The 25,709-nt window shown below is 42.5% G+C and carries 21 protein-coding genes; 6 read left to right on the forward strand and 15 right to left on the reverse strand.

What is annotated here, in order from left to right; all coding sequences use genetic code 11:
* Window positions 1-83: 83 nt before the first annotated feature.
* From ABFV72_RS09880 to queC, 7 genes are all read right to left on the reverse strand, one after another.
* Window positions 84-659 (reverse strand): TerD family protein, encoded by a 576-nt coding sequence (locus ABFV72_RS09880; RefSeq protein ID WP_347163458.1) that lies wholly within the window; start codon window positions 657-659, stop codon window positions 84-86.
* Window positions 660-938: 279 nt separating this feature from the next.
* Window positions 939-3,239, reverse strand: coding sequence for a bifunctional 23S rRNA (guanine(2069)-N(7))-methyltransferase RlmK/23S rRNA (guanine(2445)-N(2))-methyltransferase RlmL (rlmKL, locus tag ABFV72_RS09885; RefSeq protein ID WP_347163459.1), 2,301 nt, complete (start codon window positions 3,237-3,239; stop codon window positions 939-941).
* A gap of 150 nt (window positions 3,240-3,389) precedes the next feature.
* Entirely contained in the window at window positions 3,390-4,574 is a 1,185-nt protein-coding gene (locus tag ABFV72_RS09890) for a mechanosensitive ion channel family protein (protein WP_347163460.1), read from the reverse strand.
* A gap of 159 nt (window positions 4,575-4,733) precedes the next feature.
* Entirely contained in the window at window positions 4,734-6,224 is a 1,491-nt protein-coding gene (locus ABFV72_RS09895; RefSeq protein WP_347163462.1) for a dihydrolipoyl dehydrogenase, read from the reverse strand.
* Window positions 6,225-6,399: 175 nt separating this feature from the next.
* Complete coding sequence (locus ABFV72_RS09900) at window positions 6,400-6,897, reverse strand: peroxiredoxin (protein WP_347163464.1); 498 nt, start codon at window positions 6,895-6,897, stop codon at window positions 6,400-6,402.
* A gap of 175 nt (window positions 6,898-7,072) precedes the next feature.
* Window positions 7,073-7,402, reverse strand: a complete 330-nt coding sequence (locus ABFV72_RS09905) for a hypothetical protein (RefSeq protein ID WP_057760815.1) — start codon at window positions 7,400-7,402, stop codon at window positions 7,073-7,075.
* A 344-nt stretch (window positions 7,403-7,746) separates the two neighbouring features.
* Window positions 7,747-8,523: a 7-cyano-7-deazaguanine synthase QueC gene (gene queC, locus ABFV72_RS09910; protein ID WP_347163465.1), complete on the reverse strand. Its 777-nt coding sequence runs from the start codon at window positions 8,521-8,523 to the stop codon at window positions 7,747-7,749.
* A 434-nt stretch (window positions 8,524-8,957) separates the two neighbouring features.
* On the opposite strand from queC, the gene ttcA reads away from it, so the two are divergent.
* Window positions 8,958-9,980: a tRNA 2-thiocytidine(32) synthetase TtcA gene (gene ttcA / locus ABFV72_RS09915; RefSeq protein ID WP_431192097.1), complete on the forward strand. Its 1,023-nt coding sequence runs from the start codon at window positions 8,958-8,960 to the stop codon at window positions 9,978-9,980.
* Window positions 9,981-10,106: 126 nt separating this feature from the next.
* Here the strand turns inward: ttcA and ABFV72_RS09920 are convergent, their stop codons facing one another.
* From ABFV72_RS09920 to ccoN, 6 genes are all read right to left on the reverse strand, one after another.
* Complete coding sequence (locus ABFV72_RS09920) at window positions 10,107-10,688, reverse strand: FixH family protein (protein WP_201547827.1); 582 nt, start codon at window positions 10,686-10,688, stop codon at window positions 10,107-10,109.
* Between the two features lie 212 nt (window positions 10,689-10,900).
* On the reverse strand, window positions 10,901-12,310 hold the full coding sequence (gene ccoG / locus ABFV72_RS09925; protein ID WP_347163468.1) for a cytochrome c oxidase accessory protein CcoG: 1,410 nt from the start codon (window positions 12,308-12,310) through the stop codon (window positions 10,901-10,903).
* Window positions 12,311-12,825: 515 nt separating this feature from the next.
* Window positions 12,826-13,971: a c-type cytochrome gene (locus ABFV72_RS09930; RefSeq protein WP_347163470.1), complete on the reverse strand. Its 1,146-nt coding sequence runs from the start codon at window positions 13,969-13,971 to the stop codon at window positions 12,826-12,828.
* Entirely contained in the window at window positions 13,971-14,150 is a 180-nt protein-coding gene (locus tag ABFV72_RS09935; protein ID WP_057760804.1) for a CcoQ/FixQ family Cbb3-type cytochrome c oxidase assembly chaperone, read from the reverse strand. The genes ABFV72_RS09930 and ABFV72_RS09935 overlap by 1 nt, the downstream gene beginning before the upstream one ends.
* On the reverse strand, window positions 14,150-14,788 hold the full coding sequence (gene ccoO / locus ABFV72_RS09940) for a cytochrome-c oxidase, cbb3-type subunit II (RefSeq protein WP_191113887.1): 639 nt from the start codon (window positions 14,786-14,788) through the stop codon (window positions 14,150-14,152). Before ccoO ends, ABFV72_RS09935 begins: the two co-directional genes overlap by 1 nt.
* Window positions 14,789-14,797: 9 nt before the next feature.
* A complete protein-coding gene (gene ccoN, locus ABFV72_RS09945; protein ID WP_191113886.1) occupies window positions 14,798-16,279 on the reverse strand; it encodes a cytochrome-c oxidase, cbb3-type subunit I in 1,482 nt (493 codons plus the stop codon).
* Between the two features lie 866 nt (window positions 16,280-17,145).
* Here ccoN and ABFV72_RS09950 point away from each other — a divergent pair.
* Window positions 17,146-17,535 (forward strand): SCP2 sterol-binding domain-containing protein, encoded by a 390-nt coding sequence (locus ABFV72_RS09950; RefSeq protein ID WP_057760797.1) that lies wholly within the window; start codon window positions 17,146-17,148, stop codon window positions 17,533-17,535.
* Between the two features lie 148 nt (window positions 17,536-17,683).
* Here the strand turns inward: ABFV72_RS09950 and ABFV72_RS09955 are convergent, their stop codons facing one another.
* Window positions 17,684-18,658 carry a hypothetical protein gene (locus tag ABFV72_RS09955; protein WP_347163472.1) on the reverse strand — a complete coding sequence of 325 codons (975 nt, stop codon included), beginning with the start codon at window positions 18,656-18,658 and terminating at the stop codon, window positions 17,684-17,686.
* 444 nt (window positions 18,659-19,102) lie between these two features.
* Here ABFV72_RS09955 and ABFV72_RS09960 point away from each other — a divergent pair, with 444 nt between their 5' ends.
* From ABFV72_RS09960 to ABFV72_RS09970, 3 genes are all read left to right on the forward strand, one after another.
* The gene (locus ABFV72_RS09960) at window positions 19,103-20,338 is read left to right on the forward strand and encodes a lipoprotein-releasing ABC transporter permease subunit (RefSeq protein ID WP_102092330.1); all 1,236 of its coding nucleotides are present in this window, start codon (window positions 19,103-19,105) and stop codon (window positions 20,336-20,338) included.
* Between the two features lie 57 nt (window positions 20,339-20,395).
* Window positions 20,396-21,076: a lipoprotein-releasing ABC transporter ATP-binding protein LolD gene (gene lolD, locus ABFV72_RS09965; protein WP_057760792.1), complete on the forward strand. Its 681-nt coding sequence runs from the start codon at window positions 20,396-20,398 to the stop codon at window positions 21,074-21,076.
* A gap of 178 nt (window positions 21,077-21,254) precedes the next feature.
* Window positions 21,255-21,560 (forward strand): hypothetical protein, encoded by a 306-nt coding sequence (locus ABFV72_RS09970; protein WP_057760791.1) that lies wholly within the window; start codon window positions 21,255-21,257, stop codon window positions 21,558-21,560.
* 63 nt (window positions 21,561-21,623) lie between these two features.
* Here the strand turns inward: ABFV72_RS09970 and ABFV72_RS09975 are convergent, their stop codons facing one another.
* Window positions 21,624-22,199, reverse strand: a complete 576-nt coding sequence (locus ABFV72_RS09975; RefSeq protein WP_227522947.1) for a DUF2062 domain-containing protein — start codon at window positions 22,197-22,199, stop codon at window positions 21,624-21,626.
* Between the two features lie 245 nt (window positions 22,200-22,444).
* On the opposite strand from ABFV72_RS09975, the gene ABFV72_RS09980 reads away from it, so the two are divergent.
* Window positions 22,445-25,363 (forward strand): ComEC/Rec2 family competence protein, encoded by a 2,919-nt coding sequence (locus ABFV72_RS09980; protein WP_347163474.1) that lies wholly within the window; start codon window positions 22,445-22,447, stop codon window positions 25,361-25,363.
* Window positions 25,364-25,709 lie beyond the last annotated feature (346 nt).

A 25,709-nucleotide genomic window follows, 5' to 3' on the forward strand; every position in this document is an offset into this window, starting at 1 on the left:
GACTATTTGCAACGATGGCGGTTTGCTATTTTGGACGTGATGACGGCGACTAATAACTGACTAAATACCAGTAAATAATGGTTTTAGATATCAACACCGTATTGCTGACACATCGCTTGCAAGCCGCCTGAATAGCCTTGACCAACAGCACGGAATTTCCATTCGCCGTTGTGACGATATACTTCGCCAAACACCATCGCTGTCTCTACAGAGTAGTCTTCTGCTAAATCAAAACGTACCACTTCAGTGCCTGTCTCTTCGTTAACGACACGGATAAAGGCGTTTGCGACTTGACCAAAGTTCTGGCTGCGAGCAGCAGCGTCATGAATAGTCACGGTCACGACTACTTTATCTACGTCTGCAGGTACTTGAGTTAGGTTTACTTTGATAACTTCATCATCACCGTCACCTTCGCCAGTACGATTGTCACCAGTATGCTCGACAGCGCCATTGTCAGACTTCAGCTGATTGTAAAAGATAAAGTCATGATCGCCGCGTACTTTACCCGCGCCATTTAGTAGAAACACGCTAGCATCAAGGTCGAACTCAGTACCAGAAGTGGCACGCTCATCCCAACCAAGACCGATAAGTAGCTTGGTTAAATTTGGGTCGGTTTTCGTTAGCGATAAATTACCGCCTTTATTAAGTGATAAAGCCATGGTGTTATCCTTTTTATTAGACGTTAGTGGTTTTGTGAGGTCATCGAAAAAAGGCGATGCTTACGCAATAACTGCGCAAATCCATCGCCTAGTAACGCTCTATCATAGCAACAAAAAATGGCCCAATCAAAGCTGATTGGGCCATTGTTATATTTCATATACATTCGGCAAAAAACAGAAGTTTCAGATACTTATATTGCCCTTATAAATCTATAGTCTTATTTATCAAAATCCTGTTTACGGACTTTAGATTCTAAACTGTAAATCTAAAACTTCGAATTATAGACGATGACGAATCTCAAAGCTTTGATGAATCGGCTTTTTGATATTGAAATCAAAGCCAATGGTTTTTTGCGTGATATCAATGATGTCATAACGCTGAGTCAACTGCTCATCTAACTCAAAACGCGTAAAGTTGTTAGAAAAGTACAAGACGCCATCAGAGGTGAGGCGGTTCATGGCACGATTAATCAATGCAGCATGGTCACGTTGCACATCAAAAGTACCTTGGAATTTCTTAGAGTTTGAGAAGGTTGGTGGATCAATAAAGATAACATCAAACTGTTCGGTATTGTCTTTAATCCACTCAAAGATATCGGCAGCAACGAACTGGTACTTATTGCGGCTAACGTCCAAACCGTTCAAGACAAAGTTTTGTTTGCCCCAATCTAGATAGTTCTGTGACAAATCAACGCTAGTGACCTTCTTCGCGCCAGCAAGCGCTGCATGTACACTTGCAGTACAAGTATAAGCGAACAGGTTAAGTACTGCTTTACCGCGGCTATTGTCCTTGATACGAGCACGCATATTACGGTGATCGATAAACAGACCAGTATCTAAGTAATCTGTAAAATTGACGTAAAGGTAAGCACCATCTTCGCGTGCAACATGAAACTTGCCACGTTTTTCTGTGGTGTTCTGCTTGCTGTACTGATCGTTACCAGACTGACGAGCACGCGTTTTGATAAAGATCTGTTCACGGTTAATATCAAAGACTTCACGGATACCCATCAATGCCAAGTTAAAGCGTTTTTTTGCAGTCTCAGGTGGGATGGTCTTTGGCGGCGCATATTCTTGCACATGTGCATAATCACCGTACAAGTCGATCGCAACTTTGAAATCAGGTAAATCAGCATCGTAAACACGAATGTTGCTTACATTGTCTTTTTTGGCCAGTTTCTTGAGCTTAGCAAGGTTCTTTTGCAGACGGTTAATGAAGTCTTGACCGTCTTCTACTTCAATCTCGCGTTTCTCAAAACGACTGACAAGGTTGCCTGTTTGCCCAGCGATAAGCGTTCCGTAGCGGAAATAGACGGTAATAGCACCGTTATGACAGCGTAAGGTTTTTGGTTCTTTAATCGGTAGAATATCTACTTGTTCGACATGAGAGGCCAATATGCCAAGCATCGGATCAATGCCACTACCGGCAAAGCTGTCTTGCAATATCAGCCCAATCGCTTGATACAACGGCTTAATCATTTCTTCATCACCCAAACGCTCACCATACGGTGGGTTGGTAATAACCAAGGGGTTGCTCAATCGACCGTCATTGACTAATGGCTTGAGCACGTTGCTGAGTTGGTCAAGCGCACGATGTTCGATATCGAGTAGCGGTAAAAGGTCTTGTAAACCTGCGGCAATTAAGTTTTTTTCTGTGGCAAGAATCGCACCACTATCAGCATCAAAGCCCAGCATAAGCGGCAATGTATCAGGTTGCTCATTGGCAATCTCTAATGCTTCGCGGAAACGCGTTTGAGCATCATCGATCATTTCTTGCCATAGCGTCTCGTTATGATGCTGCCACTGGTAAAAGCCAAATTGATTGGCAACTTTGTCGATACCCACGGCATAGTCGCAATGCATCAATAGCGCTTCGATAAGGAACGTTCCAGAACCGCACATTGGGTCGATTAACGCATTATAGAAAGGTGCGTCGCCAGCTTCATTTTTCTTGTGCCAACCAGCGCTATAGAGTAGGGCAGCTGCCAAGTTTTCTTTTAGTGGTGCTTCTGTCATGGCCACACGGTAACCACGGCGATGCAAACTGGTACCGGATAAATCTAAATACAGCTCTGCTTGCTTATCATTGATAGTTGCAAAAACAGAGAAGTCTGGGTTTTTGCTGTCGACGTTAGGACGGCTGTCGTAAACTTCGTTAAAGGTATCGGCAATCGCATCTTTGATACGTAGCATGGCAAATTGCTGACTGACAGCGACACGCTTATCGACAGACAGACGAATAGCAAAGGTTTGCTCCAAGCTAAATTGCTCAGTCCAATTGACCGATTTTGCCAAGCCATATAGCTGCTCTGCGACATCGTATTCTGCATTGATGTTTTTACGTTTAATCAGCATCAATACCCGTGAGGCCACGCGTGACCATAGGCAGATAGTATATAGCTCACGTAAGCCGCCAGTTACGGCTAGACGGCCAGTACTTTTGATTTCGCTATCAATGCCAAAACTGGTTAGCTCAGTCTGCAGTGGTGCCTCAAGCCCATCGGCACAGGTAATAATAAGATCAAGCGACAACTCTGGTGAAGCTGCTGTTAGAGATGCGGGCGCGGTTTGTTCGGTCATACGGGTACCTGTGGGCTAAATTGACAAAAAAGCAAATAATAAGATAATCGGTGTAACCGGCAATTTTACCATAATTCACAGTAGGATGGTTCAAAGTAGCCGTGTTTAAGATTTTAAGATGTGATAGTTAAATACGTGACAATAAATTCTTTACTTACCCTTCGTCAATGGTAATTCCTCTGGAACGATTTGAGTGGTGGTTGCAAAAGGCTTGGTCGCAATAGGGTAGTCAACATCCTTTGGCATCAGCAATCGCATATGCGGATAAGGCGTAGAAATATTAGCCGCATCAAACGCAATTTTAATCTCTTCTTGCAGCACTTCTTTAATTTTGGGGATACGGGCAACGGCTGCTGGTTTGACCCAGAATCTCACGATAAAGAACACCCCGTACTCGCCAATTTCTGCCACGGTCGCTGAGGTCTCAGGACGATTAAGCACCGCATCGGTATCGCTCAGTACTTGCAAGATTTCCTTACGAGCCGTTTCTATATCATCTTCGAACGCGATACGTACACGAATATCAAAACGGATAAAGTTTTTGGAGGTTAAGTTAATCACTTCCGATGAGGCGACATTAGAGTTTGGAATAATAACAGTAATATTGTCTCGAGTTAGGATATGGGTAGTGCGCAACGCGATAAGTACCACGCGTCCTTCATTGTCATTGATATGAATCCAATCACCGACTTGAAAAGACTGCTCAAGCAGAATGGTAATACCAGCGATAAAATTGGCAAGGGTTGATTGAGCGGCGAAACCTACTGCCAAACCAACAATACCCAAACCTGCGACTAAGGATACGATGTCAAAGCCAAATTGCGCCATAACGCTGGCAAGCCCGAGTACCAATAGTAGTACAGATAAAATATTTTTGAGTAGCTGCTCTATGGAAGCATTGAGACCATAATGCTGTAGGACTCTGTGAATGATTTGTCCTGATGATGCCCAAAGTACGTAATAGATACCTGCCCAAGTGCTTGCCTTTGCAGTGGCTTTGATGGTTTCTGGCTCAAAGTTTATCTGACTCATAATCGCTATCAGACTGGCGACAATCCAGACATAGCGCAAAACTGAACGGATAATCTTGGTGCGGCGCTCATTTAATCGAATTTTGGCTCGGCTTTGCCTAAGGATATAATTGGCCAACCAATAAAAAAATCCCAATACCGCAAGCAGTATTAGGATTTTGATGCCAGTGCTCGCCAGTTCTACTGCTTGAGAGGACCAGTTAAGTGACTCTTCATCGATAGAGCCGCCGAGAGCAAGATATAGGCTAGTATGTAAGTCGCGAACGATCTCTTGAAAAAAGTCGGTAACACTAGCGATTGGCATTTTTTCGTCCATGCAGGATGTGTTTGTACAAAAAATTATAAACGAATATATATTTATAAATTACCTCAAGTCGTCGAAGCAATCAAATAAAGTAATGGTAAGACTAGCTACTATTAATTTAAAGGCATTGCTGACTTGAGGAGTTAGCTAAAGGGTCGATTAAGAATTATCCGTTTGGGCATCTAGAGACTGGAAAGGTATTTCCATTTTATATTGAACATCACGTAGCGCCGTACGTAGTCCCTCTAGTATCGTCGGATGATAAAAAGGGGTGTCGAGCATGTCTTTAATACTCAGATCATTGGTAATCGCTGTAGCAAGTATATGACCGATATATTCAGCATCAGGGCCGACCATACTAGCGCCCAAAATTCTGTCTGTCTTTTTACAGCCATAGATATGTAGTAAGCCGCAGTTGACACCCATTACACGGCTACGTCCTTGATTATCAAAGCTCACGCTACCGATAACAAATTCGAGTTCTGAATCTTTTTGAATCTCTGGTAGCGACATACCAACATTGACGATTTGCGGTGAGCAAAATACGATAGAAAAAGGAGTCGCAGGTGGGCGAATATAGGCCGCTTCTGTATTTTCGCAGACCATACTGCCCGCACTATAGCCTTCATCGCTGGCCACGTGCAGTAACGGAATATTAGCATTGGCATCACCAACGATATAGACGTTTAAGTCACCAATCTGACCTGTTTTTTTACTCAAGTTTTTTGGGCGGTTCTTGTCGTCTAGCTCGACACCCAAGTTTTCGACACCTAGCTGCTTAATATTGTTGCGACGACCAGTAGCAACTAATACGTACTCACCTTGCCATTGCTGAGACTCACCAGCACTGTCTTCATATTTGATAAACGCACTTTTATTACCTTCTTCTGCTTTTGTGCCTACATCGGTAATTTCGCTGCCTAGATGCATGGTTAATTCATGACTTAAGCAATCCATGGCTTTATTGTTAATATCATCATCTTTTAGACCAGCCACTTGTTTGGCACGGTTTAGCAGCGTAACTTCCACACCTAAACGTGTGAATGCTTGCGCAAGCTCTAGACCGATGGCACCAGCACCGACGACAGCCATCGTTTTTGGTAAGTCTTCAAGCTCAAAGACACTATCAGACGTTAGCATGGTATCACCAAGCTTGTCCGCCCATCCATCAGGAATAAACGGCGAGCTACCTGTGGCGACAATGATTTGCTCAGCAGCAATTAGCTCATCATTGACCTCGATTAGCCCTTGCTCATTGATACGAGCACGACCGTCGATTTTCTTATGATCAGGCCAGCTGTCTACTTGCTTTTTAATGTAGCTGGCAAAATGACTGCGTTCGTCACGTACACGCTCCATGACTCGTTTGCCATCAATTTGCGCGGTCGCATGAATACCAAACTCAGCAGAATGGTTGGCATCATGTGCGCGATCAGCAGCTGCAATTAATAGCTTACTAGGCATACAGCCGACCACAATACAGGTCGTGGTCCAAAACCCTTCATTAATAATGACCACGTCATCTTTGATTTTACTCGCTTGGCGAAAAGCGTTTTGACCTGCGGTACCCGCGCCAATAATAGCGACAGATACTTTACGCGTGACTTCTTTCAGCGTATCGTCGGTGGTCGTGTCAGATTGTTTATTCATATTATTCTCTAATAGGGGCAAGGTTACATTCAATAATAGACTGAATGCTTGGCTTATATTTTTTTATTCGGTTTTTATCGTTCTTATGATCAATACTGATTTAACTATAACGTCAATAATACTGACTTAATTACAGAACCAGTAATTATGGCACCAATAATTATGGCACCAATAATTACGGCGCCAATATAGTCAGTAAGCGACTGGTATAATCTTTGGCACGTAGGTTGCGCTGGGCATGAGTCAGCTCGCTGTTTTTATTGAATACAAATGCCGAACGTACAAGGCCTAGCGTAACTTTGCCGTACATATTTTTTTCTTTGATAACATCAAAATACTGGCATAGCTTTTCATCAGTGTCACTGATAAGTGGAATCTGTAAGTCATATTTGTCAATAAACTTTTCATGAGATTCAACACTATCACGAGAGACACCGATAATGTCGTAACCCAATTCATCGAAGTCATGAAGGTGCGAAGTAAATTCTGTTGCCTGTGTGGTACAGCCTGGCGTGTTGTCTTTGGGATAAAAATAGAGAATAAGTCCTTTATCAGTATTGGCGACCATTTCTTTTAAATTGATTTCATCATGAATAAAATTACCAGCAAGCTTGCGTACTATGGTTACTGGAAAATCAGGTAGGTGAATGGTTTCTGTTGTTGGCTTGGCCATTATAAAATCCTTATTAGTTTTAGTTATGTGTATCGGCTTAATGATGCTTCTATTTATAGTGTTCTTATTATAGGCAGATTAGTAGAAATAAATAATTAGTTTTACACTTTGCCCATTCATTGGCAACAAAAAAGACTGGCAATGGCCAGTCTTTTGTATATCAAACGATTAGAGGTTACGCAGGTTTTTGCGGCTTCTTCAAATCTAAGCCAACGGTGCATTGCTGCAAATCTTTTTGCATCGCTTTCACATATGGCAAATTAGAAGGGTCTTTCTTATCTTGCGCGTAGCTTTCGATTTCCCACATTTGACCGATAGTCATGTTACTGCGCACACCAATAGTACAGTTACATAGTTTGGTTGCGTTGCTTTTGTCAGCGACTTTGTATTTGACTGCGCCATTGACACATGAATTGATATTGTCTTGCTTAATGTCAGCAGCGTTGGCTTGTGGCATGGCAAACAGGGCCGCTAAGGCTAGGGGTAGTACTGGCAACAACTTCATAAATTTCCTCTTACGGGTAGCGTCAATTTTTTATCTTTTGCTCAATGCAAAGTCAACTCATCAATATATGAGTGACCGATATCGTCATGTACATCTTTCGATAAATATAATCGTTCATACGATAGCAAGTATGTCGATTAGAATACAAGAACGACGTGCTGTGTTAATGCAAGCGAATGTTGCGCGAATGTTGATGGGTATCATAATGCCACGCAGCATTTAGCGTTAATACATAGTCGGCCTTATATGATTTGGGTACAAGGTAGATGAGTAGACGTACTACAAGTAGTAGACTAAGCGCGCCTGATACTTTATCCAATTTATATAGGACTGACTAAAATTAATTAAGACTGATAATGAGTAGGGTCGGTTACGCCAGCTTGGGCAAAACCCTGACGACGTAATGCACAGCTATCACAAACACCGCAAGCAAGACCATTGGCATCTGCGCGATAACAAGAAATCGTCTGTCCGTAATCGACACCTAATGACAGACCAAGCTCAATAGTTTGGGCTTTTGATAATTGCTGTAATGGCGTTTGAATCGATAAGCGATGACCAGTAACGCCCGCTTTTGTCGCGAGATTGGCCATATGTTCAAAGGCAGCTATATACTCTGGGCGACAATCAGGGTAGCCAGAATAGTCAACTGAGCTGACACCGATGACGATATGGTTGGCATCAGCGACTTCGGCGACTGCTAACGCGTATGATAAGAAGATAGTGTTACGCGCAGGCACGTAGGTATTCGGGATAGCGTCGTTATCGATTTCGTCGCGTTTTTTGCTAGGGAATTTGTCCGAATCACCATCTGGCACAATCATGCTGTGATCTGTTAGTGATGAACCACCCAGTTGTGCGATATCAATATCGATGATTCTATGATTGATACCTGCTGTCTCAGCGATGGTCTTTGCGGCCACAAGTTCACTATTATGACGCTGACCATAGTTAAAGCTGACTGCTGTCACTGATGCATAGCGCGCTTTTGCCCAATATAAGCAAGTCACCGAATCGAGACCGCCTGATAAAAGGACAACCGCATTTTGGCTTTTAGTAAGAGCAGCTAAATCAGCATCTGATACTTGATTAGGGGTGTCTTGCAAAGTAACGTTAGTCATAGTGATATCTATTATTGGTTTACGAAAACGGCTATTTTAGCAAAAATACGTCTACTACAGAACCACGAAGCGACCAATCACCCGTCACTAAGCTGTCAAAGCTAGTTTACATAGCACTGCAATAAAATAAAGTCGGTATTACTGTCATCTTTTCAATCTGTTAGCAATATTTGTTATAATCGCAGCTTTTAAAGTAGTAGTCACCTGACATCGGTGATAATGCTTTAAAAGCCTTATCGAAAATCGCTTTATAGTAAAATCACCTTTATAAAGATATTGAGTAACTTATGACCGCAGCAACCTTATTTACGCCAAATATTCCTTCTCAAGCTGATGATGTATCGGATGCAACGAGCTTTGATAGTCAGGCTTTGGACACCGATACTGATAGTAGAGAGTACGATGACGTCTCTGAAGATGGCAATGATGAGGACATGATTGACGAGCAGTTTGCCGATGCGCAAGCACCTACCGAATCAGCGTACTTTCGTAAACTACAAAAGAAGCTGCGTCGCCAAGTCTCTTGGGCAATCCGTGATTTCAACATGATTGAAGATGGCGATGTGGTGATGGTCTGTGTTTCGGGTGGTAAAGACAGCTATACTTTACTTGATATTTTACTACTGCTAAAACGCATTGCACCAATTTATTTTGATATCGTCGCAGTCAATCTCGATCAGAAGCAGCCAGGCTATCCGGAAGATATTTTACCTGCGTATCTAAACGAGCAGGGCATCGCCCACTATATTTTAGAAAAAGACACATATAGCATCGTCAAAAGCGTGGTGCCAGAAGGAAAGACTTACTGCTCGGCGTGCTCACGTCTGCGCCGCGGCTCATTATATGGCTTTGCTAAACAAATTGGCGCGACTAAGATAGCCCTTGGCCATCACCGTGACGATATGCTGGCGACCTTCTTTTTGAACTTATTTCATGGTGGTGCGCTCAAATCAATGCCGCCCAAGCTACTGAGTGATGACAAGCAAAATATGCTGATTCGCCCATTGGCTTATGTCGAAGAGAAAGACATCATTGAGTACGCCAAATTAAAGGAATTTCCAATCATTCCTTGTAACCTATGTGGCAGTCAAACCAATCTACAGCGTGCCATCATCAACGATATGCTGCGTGAATGGGATGATGCTCACCCGCAGCGTTTGGCTTCAATCTTTAAGGCAATGCAAAACGTTGCGCCATCACAATTAGCTGATCGTGAGCTTTTTGACTTTGAAACACTCAGTCTTGATCGCGATAATGATGAGCGTTTATTTGAAGGTGACAATATTCAAGCCGGTCAGACAGATAGTTTGGCTGAGATTGGTTTGCCTGTATCACCAAGGACGCAAACGTTCAATCCTAAGTTCGCTAGTGACAAGCCTTATTCAACAGAAACGGAAAAAGCTGCACAAAATGAGCGCAAAGCACAGAAAATTCCAACGATTAACCCTGTGATTTAGTAGTTGCTAAATTAGTACGAGATTAAATAGTACCTATTAATTAGTAGAATATTAAATAGCTCAAAAAAAACCAGCCGATCTCTGACGAGTGGCCGGTTTTTTTATGTCTAGACGCTACTAACAGCATTAACTCTTAGCAAAAACTGGTAGCGGGTCAAAACTGATCTTTGAACGAGGCAGTTTTGCGACATCTTGCATACGCCAATCATCTTTACCATCGTTGCTAACTTGTAGGTAATACTTGGCTTTTACAGGATCAATATCGACTTGTGCACTGTATTTATTGCCCTCAACATGCTTAAGGACAACATCGCGGTCTTTTTTGATATCCGTTGCATGAGAAATAGAAAGTTCCAACGTATCAGGATAGGTAAGTGGTGTGCCGTTTAGCAGCTTGCCTGATTGGACGCTTTGCTCAGGGTAGTTGAGATAAAACACAATATCGCCATTTTCTGCAAATTGCATTTGTCCATGTAAGTCTAAGTCATACGTGAGCTTGTCACGAGACACATCATGATAGAGCGTTTTGCCATCCATATACCAGTCGTCACGTACCACGCTATCGCGGATCTGGTAAGAGTAATAAACAAACCAAATACAAGCGATCACGACCGCAGCAGGCATGCCAATCACAAAGATAACGACCATGTAATTTTTATACCATGGCTGCTTGTCTTGATGTTTAAAGTTCGGTGCTGGAGTAGACATAAAATACCTATGCATCAGATACGCATTCAATAGATAGCTGTTGATTAGATATCTAAAAATGGTATCAACGGATAATTTGGCGGCTAAGCGCTACCAGTTTAATGGTAAAAAATTTATTCGATAGCCTTTAGCTAGAATAGTTATTTAACTACTTGAACTAGCTAGACTACCGAATGACATACATAAAACTAAATAATGGATAAGTCAGTAATTTACTGACCTTGGGTCGTAAAGATATTTTGCTTACTTACCTTATACTTGCCATTTTCGCTGCTCACATTTAGCGTGACAGGCGTTTGGCCAAACTCTATCACATCAGGATCACCATAAATACTGACTGGCATATCAAAGCTTTCGCCCGCTTCTAATGGTACATCGTTAAAGCGCAGCTCTAAGCTCAGCCCTTTTTGCGGTGCTAGTGTTATCGTGTAGGTATGAGCGTCCTGCGTCTTATTGGTTAGCTTAACAATATAGCTGTTTTCGATCATGCCTTGATTGTTGATAGATGACAACTGATTACGGTCACGGCGAATATCAATTTCCAATGGCACACGATCGGTTAACGCATATATAACGCCGCCACATAGCACGGCTAATAATGTTAAATAAGCAAATAATCGTGGACGCAGTACGCGGCTTGGCTCTTTTTCTGCCAGCTGACGTTCGGTCGTATAACGAATAAGACCACGCGGATAGCCGACCTTGTCCATCACTTCATTACAGGCATCAATACAAGCTGCACACTGGATACAGGCAACTTGCAAACCATCACGAATATCGATACCAGTAGGGCAGACCTGCACGCACATGGTACATTCAACGCAGTCGCCTAAGTGCTCTGGGTTTGTGCCTTTTTTACGCGCACCGCGCGGCTCACCGCGTTCATAATCATAAGATACGATCAATGTGTCTTTATCAAACATCACACTTTGAAAGCGGCCATAGGGGCAAATCTGTACACACATCTGCTCACGCATGTAGCCTGCGTTGGCATAAGTAGCAAAGGTGAAGATAAACATTGAGACCCATACCCATGTTGGCCAGTCAGGGAATGGAATTACTCCTATTGACTGCCAGCTGTGATATAGAGAATCTGTGCCTGCTACATAACTAACAAAGGTTGCTGCTGTAATCACAGAAAGCAAAAACCAAATTGAATAGACAACCGTGCGTTTGAATACTTTGCTCGCACTTAACGGTGCTTTATCAAACTTGATGCGTTTATTACGATCACCAATCACCCATTTTTCAACATATTGGTATAGATGCGTCCATATCGTTTGAGGACAAGCATAACCACACCAAACGCGCCCTGCATATACCGTCACCATAAACAGCGTAAACGCGGCAATAATGGCAAATGCAGCAATAAAATAAAAATCTTGCGTCAAAAACGTCATGCCAAAAATATAATAATGCTGAGATGGCACATCAAACCATATCGCTTGTCTATCATTATAGCGCAGCCATGGCAAAAGTAAAAAAGCCGCCAAAAGAGCATACATCGTGATGACACGAATATTTTGATAAAAACCTGTGACAAACCTTGGGTGTACACGATGCTTGGTTGCATCCAAATCGACTTGTTGTACAGGAATTTTATTGGATTGTTGTGCTGACATAAACGTGCCTCTTTAAAAAAAGAATCAGTCTGCTGGCATGATGAACAAACACCTCTAGCGTCGAGGTATATGAGTGTATGATGTTATCAATGTCAGTAAATAGCGGATAGAAAACCTTCTAATCTGCTTACCAAATGATCGATTGTAAATATAGTTGGTTCAACATAACATTGATACAAGCAAAGAGAAGTGAAAGTACTACAAATAGTAGACTAAACGAGCCTGTATCTTATTTATGCGAAATTGACTATCGTGTTATGTGATTGAGTCAGAGCGATATAAAGCCATGACCAATAGACTATTTTAAAAAATAGCTATTCTAGCATTCTCCCTACTAATAATGGGGTGATAATCGTAAAAAGCAACGAATATATGAGAACGTTTTCTAGTGTTTATAGCCGCTCATCATCGTCATTTCTAAATGAAAATCAATACCGCCATATGCAAAAGGGAGAACTGCAATAACAGTTCTCCCTTCATTAAATCTCATCCATATTCAGTACAGTAACAACGTCTTAGTTAGCAGTTGCTTCTTCAGTTGCTACAGGCTGAGTAGCAGCAGTAACTGGTGCTGCTTCAGATGATTTGCCTGTTTTATCTGATAGTGAGTAGATATAAGCAGCAAGTAGCATGATACGCTCATTACCTAGCTTAGTTTCCCACTGAGGCATAACGCCAGCACGGCCATAACGTAATGTATTACGTACAGTCTCACGCTCACCGCCATATAACCAGATATTGTCAGTCAAGTTTGGTGCACCTGCTGAAATCATACCTTTACCGCTTTCAGAGTGACATAGTGCACACTGCTGCTTAAAGATAGCTTCGCCTTGATTAACCAAAGTTTGATCAAGTTCACCGTTACTCTTACTACCGTTGTTTGGAGATAGTGATAATACATACTCAGAAGCTGCACGTACACCGTCTTCGCCGATCTGATCGCGCCAAGCAGGCATACCGCCGATACGACCATTGTGTAGCGTGGTCAGAATGTTGCTAGCTTCGCCGCCATATAACCAATCATTATCTGTTAGGTTAGGGTAGCCTGTCGCACCTTTAGCGTTAGAGCCATGACATACAGAACAGTTCTGTAGGAACAAGCGGCTACCAACTTTTAAAGCATTTGGATTTTCAGACAGTTTTTCGACATAAGGAGCAAGTTCTGCAACTTTTTCGTCAATTTTAGTCTGTAGATCTGCTGGTGGGTTTTCGCTACGACGCATGGTCGCTTGCAACTCGTTTAGCGTACCAAGTGTCGCAGTCGCACCTGCAGCGTCTGCTTTTACCAAAATGCTTTTTTCAAAGTTATCGGTAAATACTTTGTTGTTACTTTCAAGCTCACTGAACAACTCGTTTTTAGAGGTCCACGGTACAGTCTCACCGTCAACTTCTACGGTGGCGATACCTTTCCAATGTGCTGGGAACATAGCTGGAAAGAATACCCAGTACGCCACACCCCAAACGATTGAACCAAAAAATATCACCAACCACCATTTAGGAAGTGCTTTGTCGTATTCTCGGATACCATCGTATTCATGACCAGTGGTACCGTCTTCCTCAACGTCTGGTTTGTATTTTAGTACAAACAGCAGAACGCCAAGAATAAAAAGCCAGCAACCGAAACTGATTAGCGTGATCCAAGAACTCCAAAAAAATGTCATCATTTATCCTTATTGCGCTGCTCTTCAGACAGAGATTTTATATCCTCGTCATCAAGCGCAAGTTGTGCATCTTCTTCGAAGCGTTTTTTGTTTTTTGGCGAATACGCCCACCATGCAACGCCTACGAAGGCAATAAAGGCAGAAACGGTCGCAATTGTTTGTAATTCACCAATACCCATTAGCGCTGTCCTTCCATTGCGGTACCTAACTGCTGTAGATAGGCGACCAAAGCGTCAAGCTCAGTGGCGCCAAGCACTGCATCTGGAGCGCCTTCAATGTCTTCTTCAGTATAAGGAACACCGAAGCGATCGCGGAATAGACGCATTTTAGCTTGAATGTTTTCGCCATCTACTTCGTTAGTCGCCAACCAAGGGAAACCTGGCATAACTGACTCAGGCACTAGCGAACGTGGATTGATCAAATGTTGCTTTTGCCAATCTTCAGAATAACGGCCACCAACACGTGCTAAATCTGGTCCAGTACGTTTCGATCCCCATAAGAATGGATGATCCCACGTCGACTCAGCGGCACGTGAATATGGTCCATAACGTTCAACTTCTGCACGTAATGGGCGAACCATTTGAGTATGACAAACGTGACATCCTTCACGGATATAAATATCACGACCTTCAAATTCAAGCGCCGTCCAAGGTTCCATAGCAGGAAGGGGCTTGTTCAAGCCGCCTTCTTCAGGACCCTTGTTGTCATAGATCAATGGCACGATTTCAACTAGCGTTGCAAAACTAATAGCAATCACGATACCAATGACTAACAAGCCTGTATTTTTTTCAATAATTTCATGCGGTGTACCAGCCATGATCGCTCCTTATACGTTAGCTGTCGAAGGTTTTTCGACACTAGGTTCATGATCCGTTGGATCAGCGACATCTACAGGCTTACCTTCTGGCATTTTGAGTGTTTTATAGCAGTTATAAGCCATTACAAACATACCCGATACATATAAGAAGCCACCAAATGCACGGCCAATATATGGGAAATGCGAGAATTCAACAGTATCAACGAAGCTATATACCAAAGTACCGTCTGGGTTAGTAGCAAGCCACATCATGCCTTGGCCAATACCTGAAATCCACATAGACACGATATAGAAAATCGTTCCTGCAGTCGCAAGCCAAAAATGCGTGGTGATTAAGCTGATAGAGTACATCTTCGGTTTGTTATAAATACGTGGTAAAAGTACATATAGCGAACCAATGGTAATCATACCAACCCAGCCAAGCGCACCTGAGTGTACGTGACCAATTGTCCAATCAGTGTTGTGCGATAGCGCATTCACTGTCTTGATAGACATCATTGGGCCTTCGAACGTCGACATCGCGTAGAACGACAATGCAACAATCATAAAGCGAATGATCGGATCGGTACGTAGCTTATCCCAACTACCTGATAGTGTTAGTACACCGTTAATCATACCACCCCAAGATGGTGCGAATAGGATGATTGAGAAGACCATAGCAAGAGACTGCGTCCAATCAGGAAGCGCTGAATAATGCAAATGGTGACCACCGGCCCACATATATGAAGCAATCAATGCCCAAAAGTGAACGATAGACAAACGATAAGAATAGATAGGACGGCCAATCTGTACAGGAACGAAATAATACATCATTCCAAGGAAAGCTGCCGTCAAGTAAAAACCTACCGCGTTATGCCCGTACCACCACTGCACCATCGCATCAGTTGCACCGCCAAATAGCGAATAAGATTTGAACGCACTAACAGGAATCGCCATGCTGTTTACGATGTGTAGTAGTGCAATCGTAATGATGAAAGCGGCAAAGAACCAGTTAGCCACATAAATATGTGAGGTTTTACGTTTGATGAGTGTACCAAAAAATACGATGGCATAAGAAATCCATACCAAGGCAATTAAGATATCGATAGGCCACTCAAGCTCAGCGTACTCTTTACTGGTGGTCAAACCTAGAGGAAGCGTGATGATGGCAGCAACAATAACTGCCTGCCAACCCCAAAAGGTGAACCAAGCCAAGTATGGCGCAAATAAGCGCGTTTTACAGGTACGCTGAACGATGTAGTAAGACGTTGCGAACAGGGCAGAACCACCGAACGCAAAAATCACCGCATTGGTATGCAGTGGTCTTAAATGACTAAAGGTCAGCCATGGAATGTCAAAGTTGAGTGCTGGCCATGCTAACTGTGAAGCAATGAACACACCAAGACTCATGCCGACGATGCCCCAAACGACAGCCATGATCGTAAAAAATCTTACGACAGTAATTTCATACTCACGGTCAACTGGGGCGACTGCTGTGTTTTGTAAACTCATTGGATGATTCCTTTACAGCCCGAATTATCAACAGAATTAACCAACAATCTATGCTGTCTGCACTATAAATACTCTCAAATTCATATTTATACTGGTGCCAACACATGTTGTTTTTTGACTTACTTAGCGCAATGACGTCATTAACTATCGATTCAGGCCCTTGCTGTCTATCAGTTAATACTAATAAATAGAAATAGGCACTTCATGCACCTTACTCAAGGTCAATCGATAGTAGGATTGTTAATAGATCATCAGGGTAAATAAGAAGACGCGCCGTTTTGAGCATCAAACATCTCATAAGGCTAAATATGTATCTTAATTATTACGAAAAAATCTGTACTAATGAAGATAGATACCCATATCTATAGGGCTATTAAAACGCATTGACCATAGATGTATGCTAGCGGCGGCTGACAAAAAACACGATTATGTAATGTTTGGTTAAAACTCCCGACTCTGTTTAAGGGTATTGTAACGCAATCCTAATTAAATATCATCAGAACTATGCGCCAAAATACAAACTCTTTGGTATAAATGTTAGCGAGCAACTTATTATTGCTGTGCTACTCCTCTATTTTATACACAATTTTGTCACTATTCTAGATGCTCATTTTGATTGAATAGGGGAAGTGCTCGCTAGACATAAGCGTAGGCTTGCAAAGAAGTTTTGTAACAATAACATTGCTGAGCCGATAAATAGGTTTTACTTCTTATCAAGTCGCCCTTTATAATGAGGCTGAACGTCATTAATGGCTATGTATTGCATAGGTCTATTGATAGCAATCATTTTAATAATTCTAATAGTTAGGCCAAGAGTGCCTTGAGTAGTATTGGTCTGACAGAATATCAATTAAGGATAATATAATATGGCAGTTTTTTTGACAGATGAATGGTTTGAGCAAGTAGAAAAAATGGGTAACGAAGCAGGTGAGTTAAACTTACCACCAGTACTTGCCAATATGGTCGTCAACTTAAAAGTGGCTGAAGCTGATAAAACTATTGAAGCCAATTTTGCAAATGGTTTGCTGCATCGCGGCTTAAACGATAATGCAACGACGACGCTGCTATTAGATCGCGATATCCTACAGTCTATCATCACTGATTTTGATACCAATCAAATCATGGGTGCGTTTATGAGTGGCAAAATCCGTGTCGAAGGCGATATGTCACAGCTAATGGCAGTACAGACTGCTCGTCCAAGCGCAGAGCAAAAAGAGTTATACACTCGCATCAAATCAATGACGACGATGGCTTAATCGCATATTTATACGATTTTTGCGTTACATTTTTGGGTTGTAAGAATCCATAAGACACAAAAAAGCCCCTAATTCATATTAGGGGCTTTTTTATTGCGTAACGAAATAAGTAATAGCATAAAAAGCTGTGGAAAGCCTTTCAAAAAGTCTAGCTAGCTTTTGATTGCTGCGTCGCATTTGATTGGTTTTCTTTGTATATTGCTGCTTGTAGCCATACGTTTGCTTGGACGTAGTCATGTACTTTGATGCTATTAGTTTCAGCAGTGTTGAGCGCACCGATACGCACTACAAAAGGATCTGCATCTTGCTCACGTAGCGTCACCACATCAAACAATATGACAGATTTACCATTAAATACGGTTTCTTGTTTGCCAAGTACTTGCCCCTGACACCAAGCTTCGTCTTCTTGTCCTAGCGTATCGCCAAACAAGTAAGCGCACATATGGCCCAAGTTAATCTCGACAGGTGCCATTTGTTCTTTGGTCTCAGGTTTCCATTCGCTGATTTGCTCTTGCAAGTCATCAGGAATTTTTCCGTCATTTGCTGCCACGATGTCGTTAAAGGCACGATGATAACGGATAGACTCTTGGTCTTCGACCATGATGACTTCGTTTTGCTCGCTTAGCTTAATTTCGTGCGCCCAAGCACTAAAGTTGACATAGTAAGAGGTATCGCGTTGATATAGATGACGATTGGTCGTATAGAGTTGATCAAACGCATAAATAATGCTGCCATCAGCAGTACGTAAGCGCAATACGGCATCATGCGAGTTGTCATTGGCGATGACACGCTCAATTTTGCAGTTCAGTCCGTAAGGACTATCGACACAAGGATAGGCATTGATAAAGCATTCTGGCTTACCATCCTTCATCGCGAGCACTTGATTAATATGGCATGGCTGATCTTCTGATAGAAGCAGGCAGCTGTCTTTTGCACTGACGTTGTTATTCAGGCCTTTAGGCATCGCGGCGACTTCAATCATTTTTTGTAGCCATTCAGGCACATCATGACTCATATCATCGGTCAGAATACGCCAGTGATCGGCGTGACCTGCAGACTGCTCATCGGTCAACGTGATCTTGGTGGGAGATTGAATGTTTTTGTATTGATAATTTATGGTCATGAAAATACTCAAAATTAAGTCAGCGTGAGGTTTGTATCTAATACTGTGTTTGCTTGTGTACCATCCAACATTTTAAATGATTGGTTTATGATGGTCAGCGATATTATCAGTAAATAGCGAGTAAACCTCAATGAGGGGTTAATGACAATTGTCTTTAGCATATAATATATAGGTATTGGTACAGCTAATAGCAAGCCCCCTATAAAAAATAATAACAAAACCCAGTTTTTTGGTAAAAAATACTCTCAGTTGTTGCTAATGACTGGCACATATCAGCTAGTTTGTGTCAAACTAGCTCCCTTTTGACAGCTGTTATTGGCTCGTCTGACCCCCTGTTTTTGTGTTTGATTTATATGTGAGTAGTAGCAACTGTATGATGCATTTACTACTGCTCGTTATGCAACCTATATAAAGTCGCACGTAGATAAGATAAAGAGTTTGAATATGTTTCGTCCTTTAGCGTTATTTATCGGCTTACGATATACCCGAGCAGAACGTAGTAATGGCTTTATCTCCTTTATATCACTCATCTCGATGATTGGTCTGACGCTTGGGGTTGCCGTATTGATTACGGTGCTATCAGTGATGAACGGCTTTGACCGTGAGCTGAAAACCCGCATTTTGGGAATGGTGCCGCAGGCTACTGTGGTCTCATCAGAAATTATTGGTGACTGGGAACAGCTCGCTGATCAGATCAAAGAAGACCCAGAAGTAGCAGCTGTGGCACCATTCATTCAACTGCAAGGGATGCTGACATCAAATGGTCAGGTCGCAGGGATCATGGTGACAGGCGTCGAGCCTGAATACGAAAAAAACGTCTCCATCATCAACGAGCACATGATTGAAGGTAGTATTGACACCTTGAAAAGTGGCGATTTCAGTATCGTGTTGGGCGAGGAGATGGTGCAGTCCTTGGGTCTGCAAATAGGGGATAAAGTGACGCTAGTATTGCCAGAAGCGTCACCATCACCAGCAGGCGTGATACCACGATTTAAGCGTTTTACTCTGACAGGTATCTTTACGATCAGCCCAGAAGTAGACAGTCTCATGGCGTTTATCCCGATGGGAGATGCGGCAAAATTACTGCGTTTGCCAGAAGGCGCACAGGGCGTACGCATGAAGCTTAACGATATCTTCACTGCGCCGATAGCTGCGGAAAAAGCGGCTGCTATCGCACCTGAAAAGCTATATCCAAATGACTGGACACAGACGCATGGCAATCTGTTTGGGGCAATTCAAATGGAAAAAGCCATGGTCGGTCTATTGCTATTTTTGATTATCTTAGTTGCCGCTTTTAATATCGTTTCAAGTCTGGTCATGCTAGTGACCGATAAAAAAGCAGATATCGCAATCTTAAAAACTTTTGGTGCGTCTCCTCGCTTGATTACGCAAGTCTTTATGGTACAAGGTGTGGTCATCGGTGTTATCGGTACTATCGCTGGTACGATACTGGGTGTGATATTTGCGCTTACGGTCAGCGATATTTTAGGCTTTATTAACCAAGCCTTTGGTCTGAACCTGTTTGATGCGTATTTTGTCAATTACTTGCCATCGCAGCTGCGTTTGTTAGATGTGGTATTAATCACAGGTGCATCGTTTGTACTGAGCTTTTTGGCAACGATTTATCCAGCGCGCCGAGCGGCTAAAATTCAGCCTGCTCAAACGCTACGCTATGAGTAACCCCAAACACCTAAATATCGAAATGAATACCGAAATAAATAAAATAAAGGAAGCGCTATGTCTGCCATTTTAGAGGCGACCAATATCAATAAGATATATGATGAAGGCGCGGTCAGTACACAAGTATTGACTGGTCTTGATCTGACTGTTCATGCGGGTGAGCGCATCGCTATCGTTGGAACCAGTGGTTCAGGTAAAAGTACGTTGCTACATTTGCTTGGTGGTCTAGATACGCCAACTAGTGGTGAGGTTTGGTTGCATGGTCAGTTATTAAATAGCATGAATGAAACAGAGCGCGGTGCAATGCGTAACAAGCATTTGGGCTTTATTTACCAGTTTCACCACCTGTTGGCAGAGTTTACAGCAATCGAAAACGTAGCCATGCCATTGCTGATGCGTCCAGAAGTATCAACGACTGATGCTCGTAAGCAAGCGGTTGAGATTCTAGAAAATGTCGGTCTTGAGCATCGTTTGATGCATAGACCAGGTGAGCTATCAGGTGGCGAGCGTCAACGTGTAGCGATTGCACGCGCGCTAGTGACTAAGCCATCGCTTATTTTGGCGGACGAGCCAACAGGTAACTTGGACTACGACAATGCACAAAGCGTTTTTGGTCTGTTGTCAGAGCTACAAAGCACTATGCAAACCGCGCTACTTATGGTGACGCATGATCGCAATTTGGCGGCGCTTGCTGACCGTCAGTTGTTGCTACGCAATGGGCATTGGGAACAGTATTAATAATTTTTTATATTAGGTTGAAAGTCTGACTGAAACGCCATCTATTGGCGTCTGTCATGGATGTGATGGCTATCATATTGAAAAGTTATTATTGTATTATTAAAAAAACATATCATAGAAACTAGCGATTAAGCGGTTGTGAGCCAGCCGCCTTATCTATTTTATAAGGATGCGTAAAATGCGTGAAGATGATAATCCAATTGCGGCTTTTGGCAGTGCGGAAGAGGGTGATGAGCCGTTAAAGCCTTACATCGATCCAACTTTGTTTGAAACGCTCGATAGACAGGCGCAAACCGAGCTACTGACACCTGTGTTTGATGCCATTACTTTGGCTGGGGTTGATTACGACCTAAAAGTTCAAGACAGCGCGACAGGTAAGCGTTATACGCTCTGCAAAAATGATGAAGTCATTGAGATCGTACCCATGGATAGCAATTTCACTGACAAAGTCTTAAATGCTATAGAGAACAGTAAAGAAGAATAAGCTTTGCTAGCTTAGTTTAGCTAGGGCGTAAGCGTTATAGCCATATAACAAAGATAAATTGCCTTATAACTTGTCAGATTCGTCAGAAGGTTTTTGCTGACGTTTCTGCCAGCTCGCCACGGTTTTATAACGCCAAATGGCCTTAAATGCCAATCCGCAAATAAGACTGGTGACCACGGCTAAAATCGTTAGCCCGATACAAAATGCAGCAAGTGATACTGTACCGCGATAAGTAATGAACGGATTGGCACCGTTTGATAATGCCCATAAGCTAAAATCAGCAATCATTCTACCGATGAATCGTAAGCTAATCACAGGTGCATCAATGATTTTTGCACCGATATAATATCCAGCATAGAAGATGGGTAAGCTAGTGACTGGGTTAGTAATCCATGTCAAACCAAGCGCCATAGGGACATTAGCACGAAAAATAAGCGAGCCAATAAGTGCCAGTAACATCTGTCCTGGCAGCGGAAAAAATGCACTTAGTACACCGATATAGACGGCCTTATTTAGGCTGTGTCGATTGAAATGCCATAACCTTGGATCAGCCAAGTGCGGTGCAAACAGCTTTAAAGTGCGACTTTCTAAGATTTTCTCTGGTGTAGGAAGTAGGTCTTTTAGACGTTTTTGGGGCACAGGATCGCCTTTAATCATTAACTACAGTCTACTCAATGGTATTGAGAAGCTGGTATAAAGTAATATATGGTGAGTAGGATAAAGGTTAGAACACACAGAATGGTGGTGTCAGATAGTTACCACCTAATACGTTGCCTCAGTATAGGGTAATATAAATATAAATGCTATTGCATCGCGTGCCATTTGCTATAGTAAGTAACCATATTTGGCCGAATAATATTTAAGTCATCAAGCAAGGAGTGCTGGTGTACTGGTGGATTGGTAGCCTCATAATTATAGTTATGATGGGCGTATTGGCAGTCGCAGATAATGTGATAATGCCAATCGACTTATCTTTGATCGATATGATTGATCCGTCCAATCTGTCTTTGGCGCTGACTATATTTGCCACGATTCTGCTGGCTTCTGCTCAATTCAACATACCCTCGATAGACAGCCACAGCGCTGATAGCAATACCTCTAACAACGCATCTCGTCATACTAAACTTCCTTTCCGAGTTATTAGATACTTAGTCTTAGCTTTGTTAGCGACTGCGTTAATGATAGGCAGTGCACTACAAGCTTTGGTTATTCATCAACAAGCAGAAACCACTGAAATAACTGCTCCGATACGGGTACAAGCACTCGTGCGTATCGAAGGGTTGAGCGACAGTGTTTATGATGCCACTACAAATAGCGGTTATAGACAAGTAGCAGTGATAGCGAATATCGCTCCGTTAGTCGCTGAGCTAACGTCCCAAGAGTTAGCAACTAAAACATCCGACTACTTAGATACGAATAAAAATAGCCTAAGCGCCAATTACGATATTAATCCCAATGAAGTTAGTCTCAAAGTTAGCAAACACCGAATCTTACTTAACGCCTATCCAAGAAAGTCTGCGAATAAGAGCCAGTTTGCGTTCTTAAACGATTTGCAGCCCGGTGATGAGATATTCATGAGCCTAGCACTAGCGCCATTGGCTACTTCTGAACAAGCAGTCAATAACCCTACTGGTTTTGACAGTTATCGCTGGTTACGAGGTCGGCATATTGATGGCGTTGCAAGTATTTTGGCTGTTAGCCCTACATTGGTAAATAGTAGCGAAATTAGCAATGAAATCAGCGATGAAAAATATTCGAAGCAGTCGCTAGACTTTGATTCATATCTTCAGCACTTTCGTACTCGTATCGATCAAGGACGTTGGCGATTACGACAGCATTTCTATCAAGACTGGTCAGCGCAATCGACAGCAGAGCAACAAGCAAAAGCCGTGACATTAAGTCTGCTTACGGGTGATCGTAGCTTGATTAATCGTGATACTAAGGACTTATATCAACTGGCCGGTATCTCACACCTGCTCGCTATTTCAGGCACGCACGTACTGTTTTTAGCTATTGTGCTAGCAGGTATAGTTGTACTGCTGTTTGATCGTAATTATTCGGCGATTTATCGTCGTATTCCGCGCTGGAAAGTGCGCTGGTGGGTAATGATTGGCGCCGCTTTTATTTATGCGCTATTTACTGGTTTTGACGTGCCTGCTGCCCGTACGGCTTGGATGTTATTAGCGATTGGATTTGTCAGGTTAACATTGCTTCCTATCAGTATGATGCGTGTGCTATTGGCTCTAGCTGTGTTGATGGCTTGGCGTGACCCTTACGTATTGTGGCAGGCGGGATATTGGCTGTCTTTTATCGCAGTGGCGTTATTACTCAAGTATGATGATACGTCGTATGAGCACCAAACTACTGCTACAACGAATTTATACGATGATAAGCCGCGTATTCATATCAGTAACGCGCTATTTAGCCATGTTTGGCGAATGGTCAAGCGTGTGTTTAAACTACAGTTTTGGCTGTTTCTTACTTTATTACCCGTGACGTTGCTTTTATTTGGTAAGGCGTCGTTGTGGGGTCTTTTTATCAATTTATTTGCTATTGGACTATTTGGTTGGGTGATTGTACCGCTCAATCTATTAGCAGGGTTGTGTTACCTTTTAATGCCGAGTATCGCTGATATTCTTTGGATGGTTACTAGTACGATAGTTGGTAACCTTCACGATTTGATGAGTTGGCTGACGTCATTGCCAGTGCTATTGGATGCATGGCTCTATACACCAGTTAATATCGCGATACTATCGATGGCTTTGCTAAGTGCATTGCCTTGGCTGTTACCACGAGGTTTACTCAGTCGTTGGTTGATGTTACCACCATTAACGTTACTGATGATGACGGTGTATGCCAATCAGCAGTCATTCGTCACGGTACCGACACTATATATTTTGCCAACGGGTGATTCGTATATAACGGCGGCATTGCTGCAATATCCTACCGCCAATGAAGACAGTACCAATTGGTTGTTCTTAGCTGATCATAGACCAACCTCTACACGAACGATGCCAAGCAGCCTGACAGCAGACAAATTATCTGAAAATTTAAAGCAGCAATTGGGCAGTTTAGCAGTTAATAAGTTAGAGAGCATTGTCGTGCAGAGTAGCAGTGTCGGCCTGACTGATACGTTAATTCCTGACAATAAGAATATTACTAATACCAAAAATTCTGAATTACTGCCGATGACCGTTGCTCAATTAAATAGTCGTTTATCCATTAGCCAATATTGGCAAGCAGGGCGCTCTGATCGTTGGTCTGCATTTCAGCAAGCTTACAAAACAGTTAGGCAGTCTGAAGATACGCCTACTATCAGTGCTCAACGTTGTGAGCAAGGTAAAACATGGCAGTCGATTAACGATGAGTTGTCAGTACAGGCCATCACTGGTTGGAGCGAGATAGGTGATGCTAGCGTTTGGAATTGTACGATTGCTCTTGATACTAACTTGCCTATACGCGTTCTTAGATACAATGCAGCAGACCCACTTAACTCGTTACCTGCCAATTCACCTGTTAGCCGTCAAGCACAAATAGTCACCAATCAGTTAACTGGCAAACAGTCAGCGTTTTCCCAGTCGCGTTTGATTCTAGATACTGCTACTCATCAACGCGTTTGGCAACTGTGGTCATTACTATGTTCAGCTGAATCAAATAATGATGACATGCTATTCGAAAATACACGTTGGCTTGGTCATAGTGCCTCGCAAATTACAGGCGATATCATAAGTCGTCAGAGAGTTGATGAAGTTATAACCTATGATAATAAGCCGTTAGACGCGGCATTATCGCTAAACAACTAAATCGCTAAACAACTAAATCGCTAAATAGCTAAATCGCTAAATAGCTAAATCGCTAAATAGCTAAATAACATTGATAGCATTCCCAATGCCGAAACTACTAACCTTCAAAAGTAAGGCTTATATTATCAGCGTTACAATATAGTGATATTTCACAGTTATACTATTGAACCATTATCGAAATACCACCATACTTAGCAGCCTATTAATACAGGTCGCTGACTATTAATACAGGTCGCTGACTATTAATACAGGTCGCTGACTATTAATACAGGTCGCTGACTATTAATACAGGTCGCTGACTATTAATACAGGTCGCTGACTATTAATACAGGTCGCTGACTATTAA

It is taken from the genome of Psychrobacter proteolyticus (assembly GCF_039762275.1).
Classification (GTDB): domain Bacteria; phylum Pseudomonadota; class Gammaproteobacteria; order Pseudomonadales; family Moraxellaceae; genus Psychrobacter; species Psychrobacter proteolyticus_C.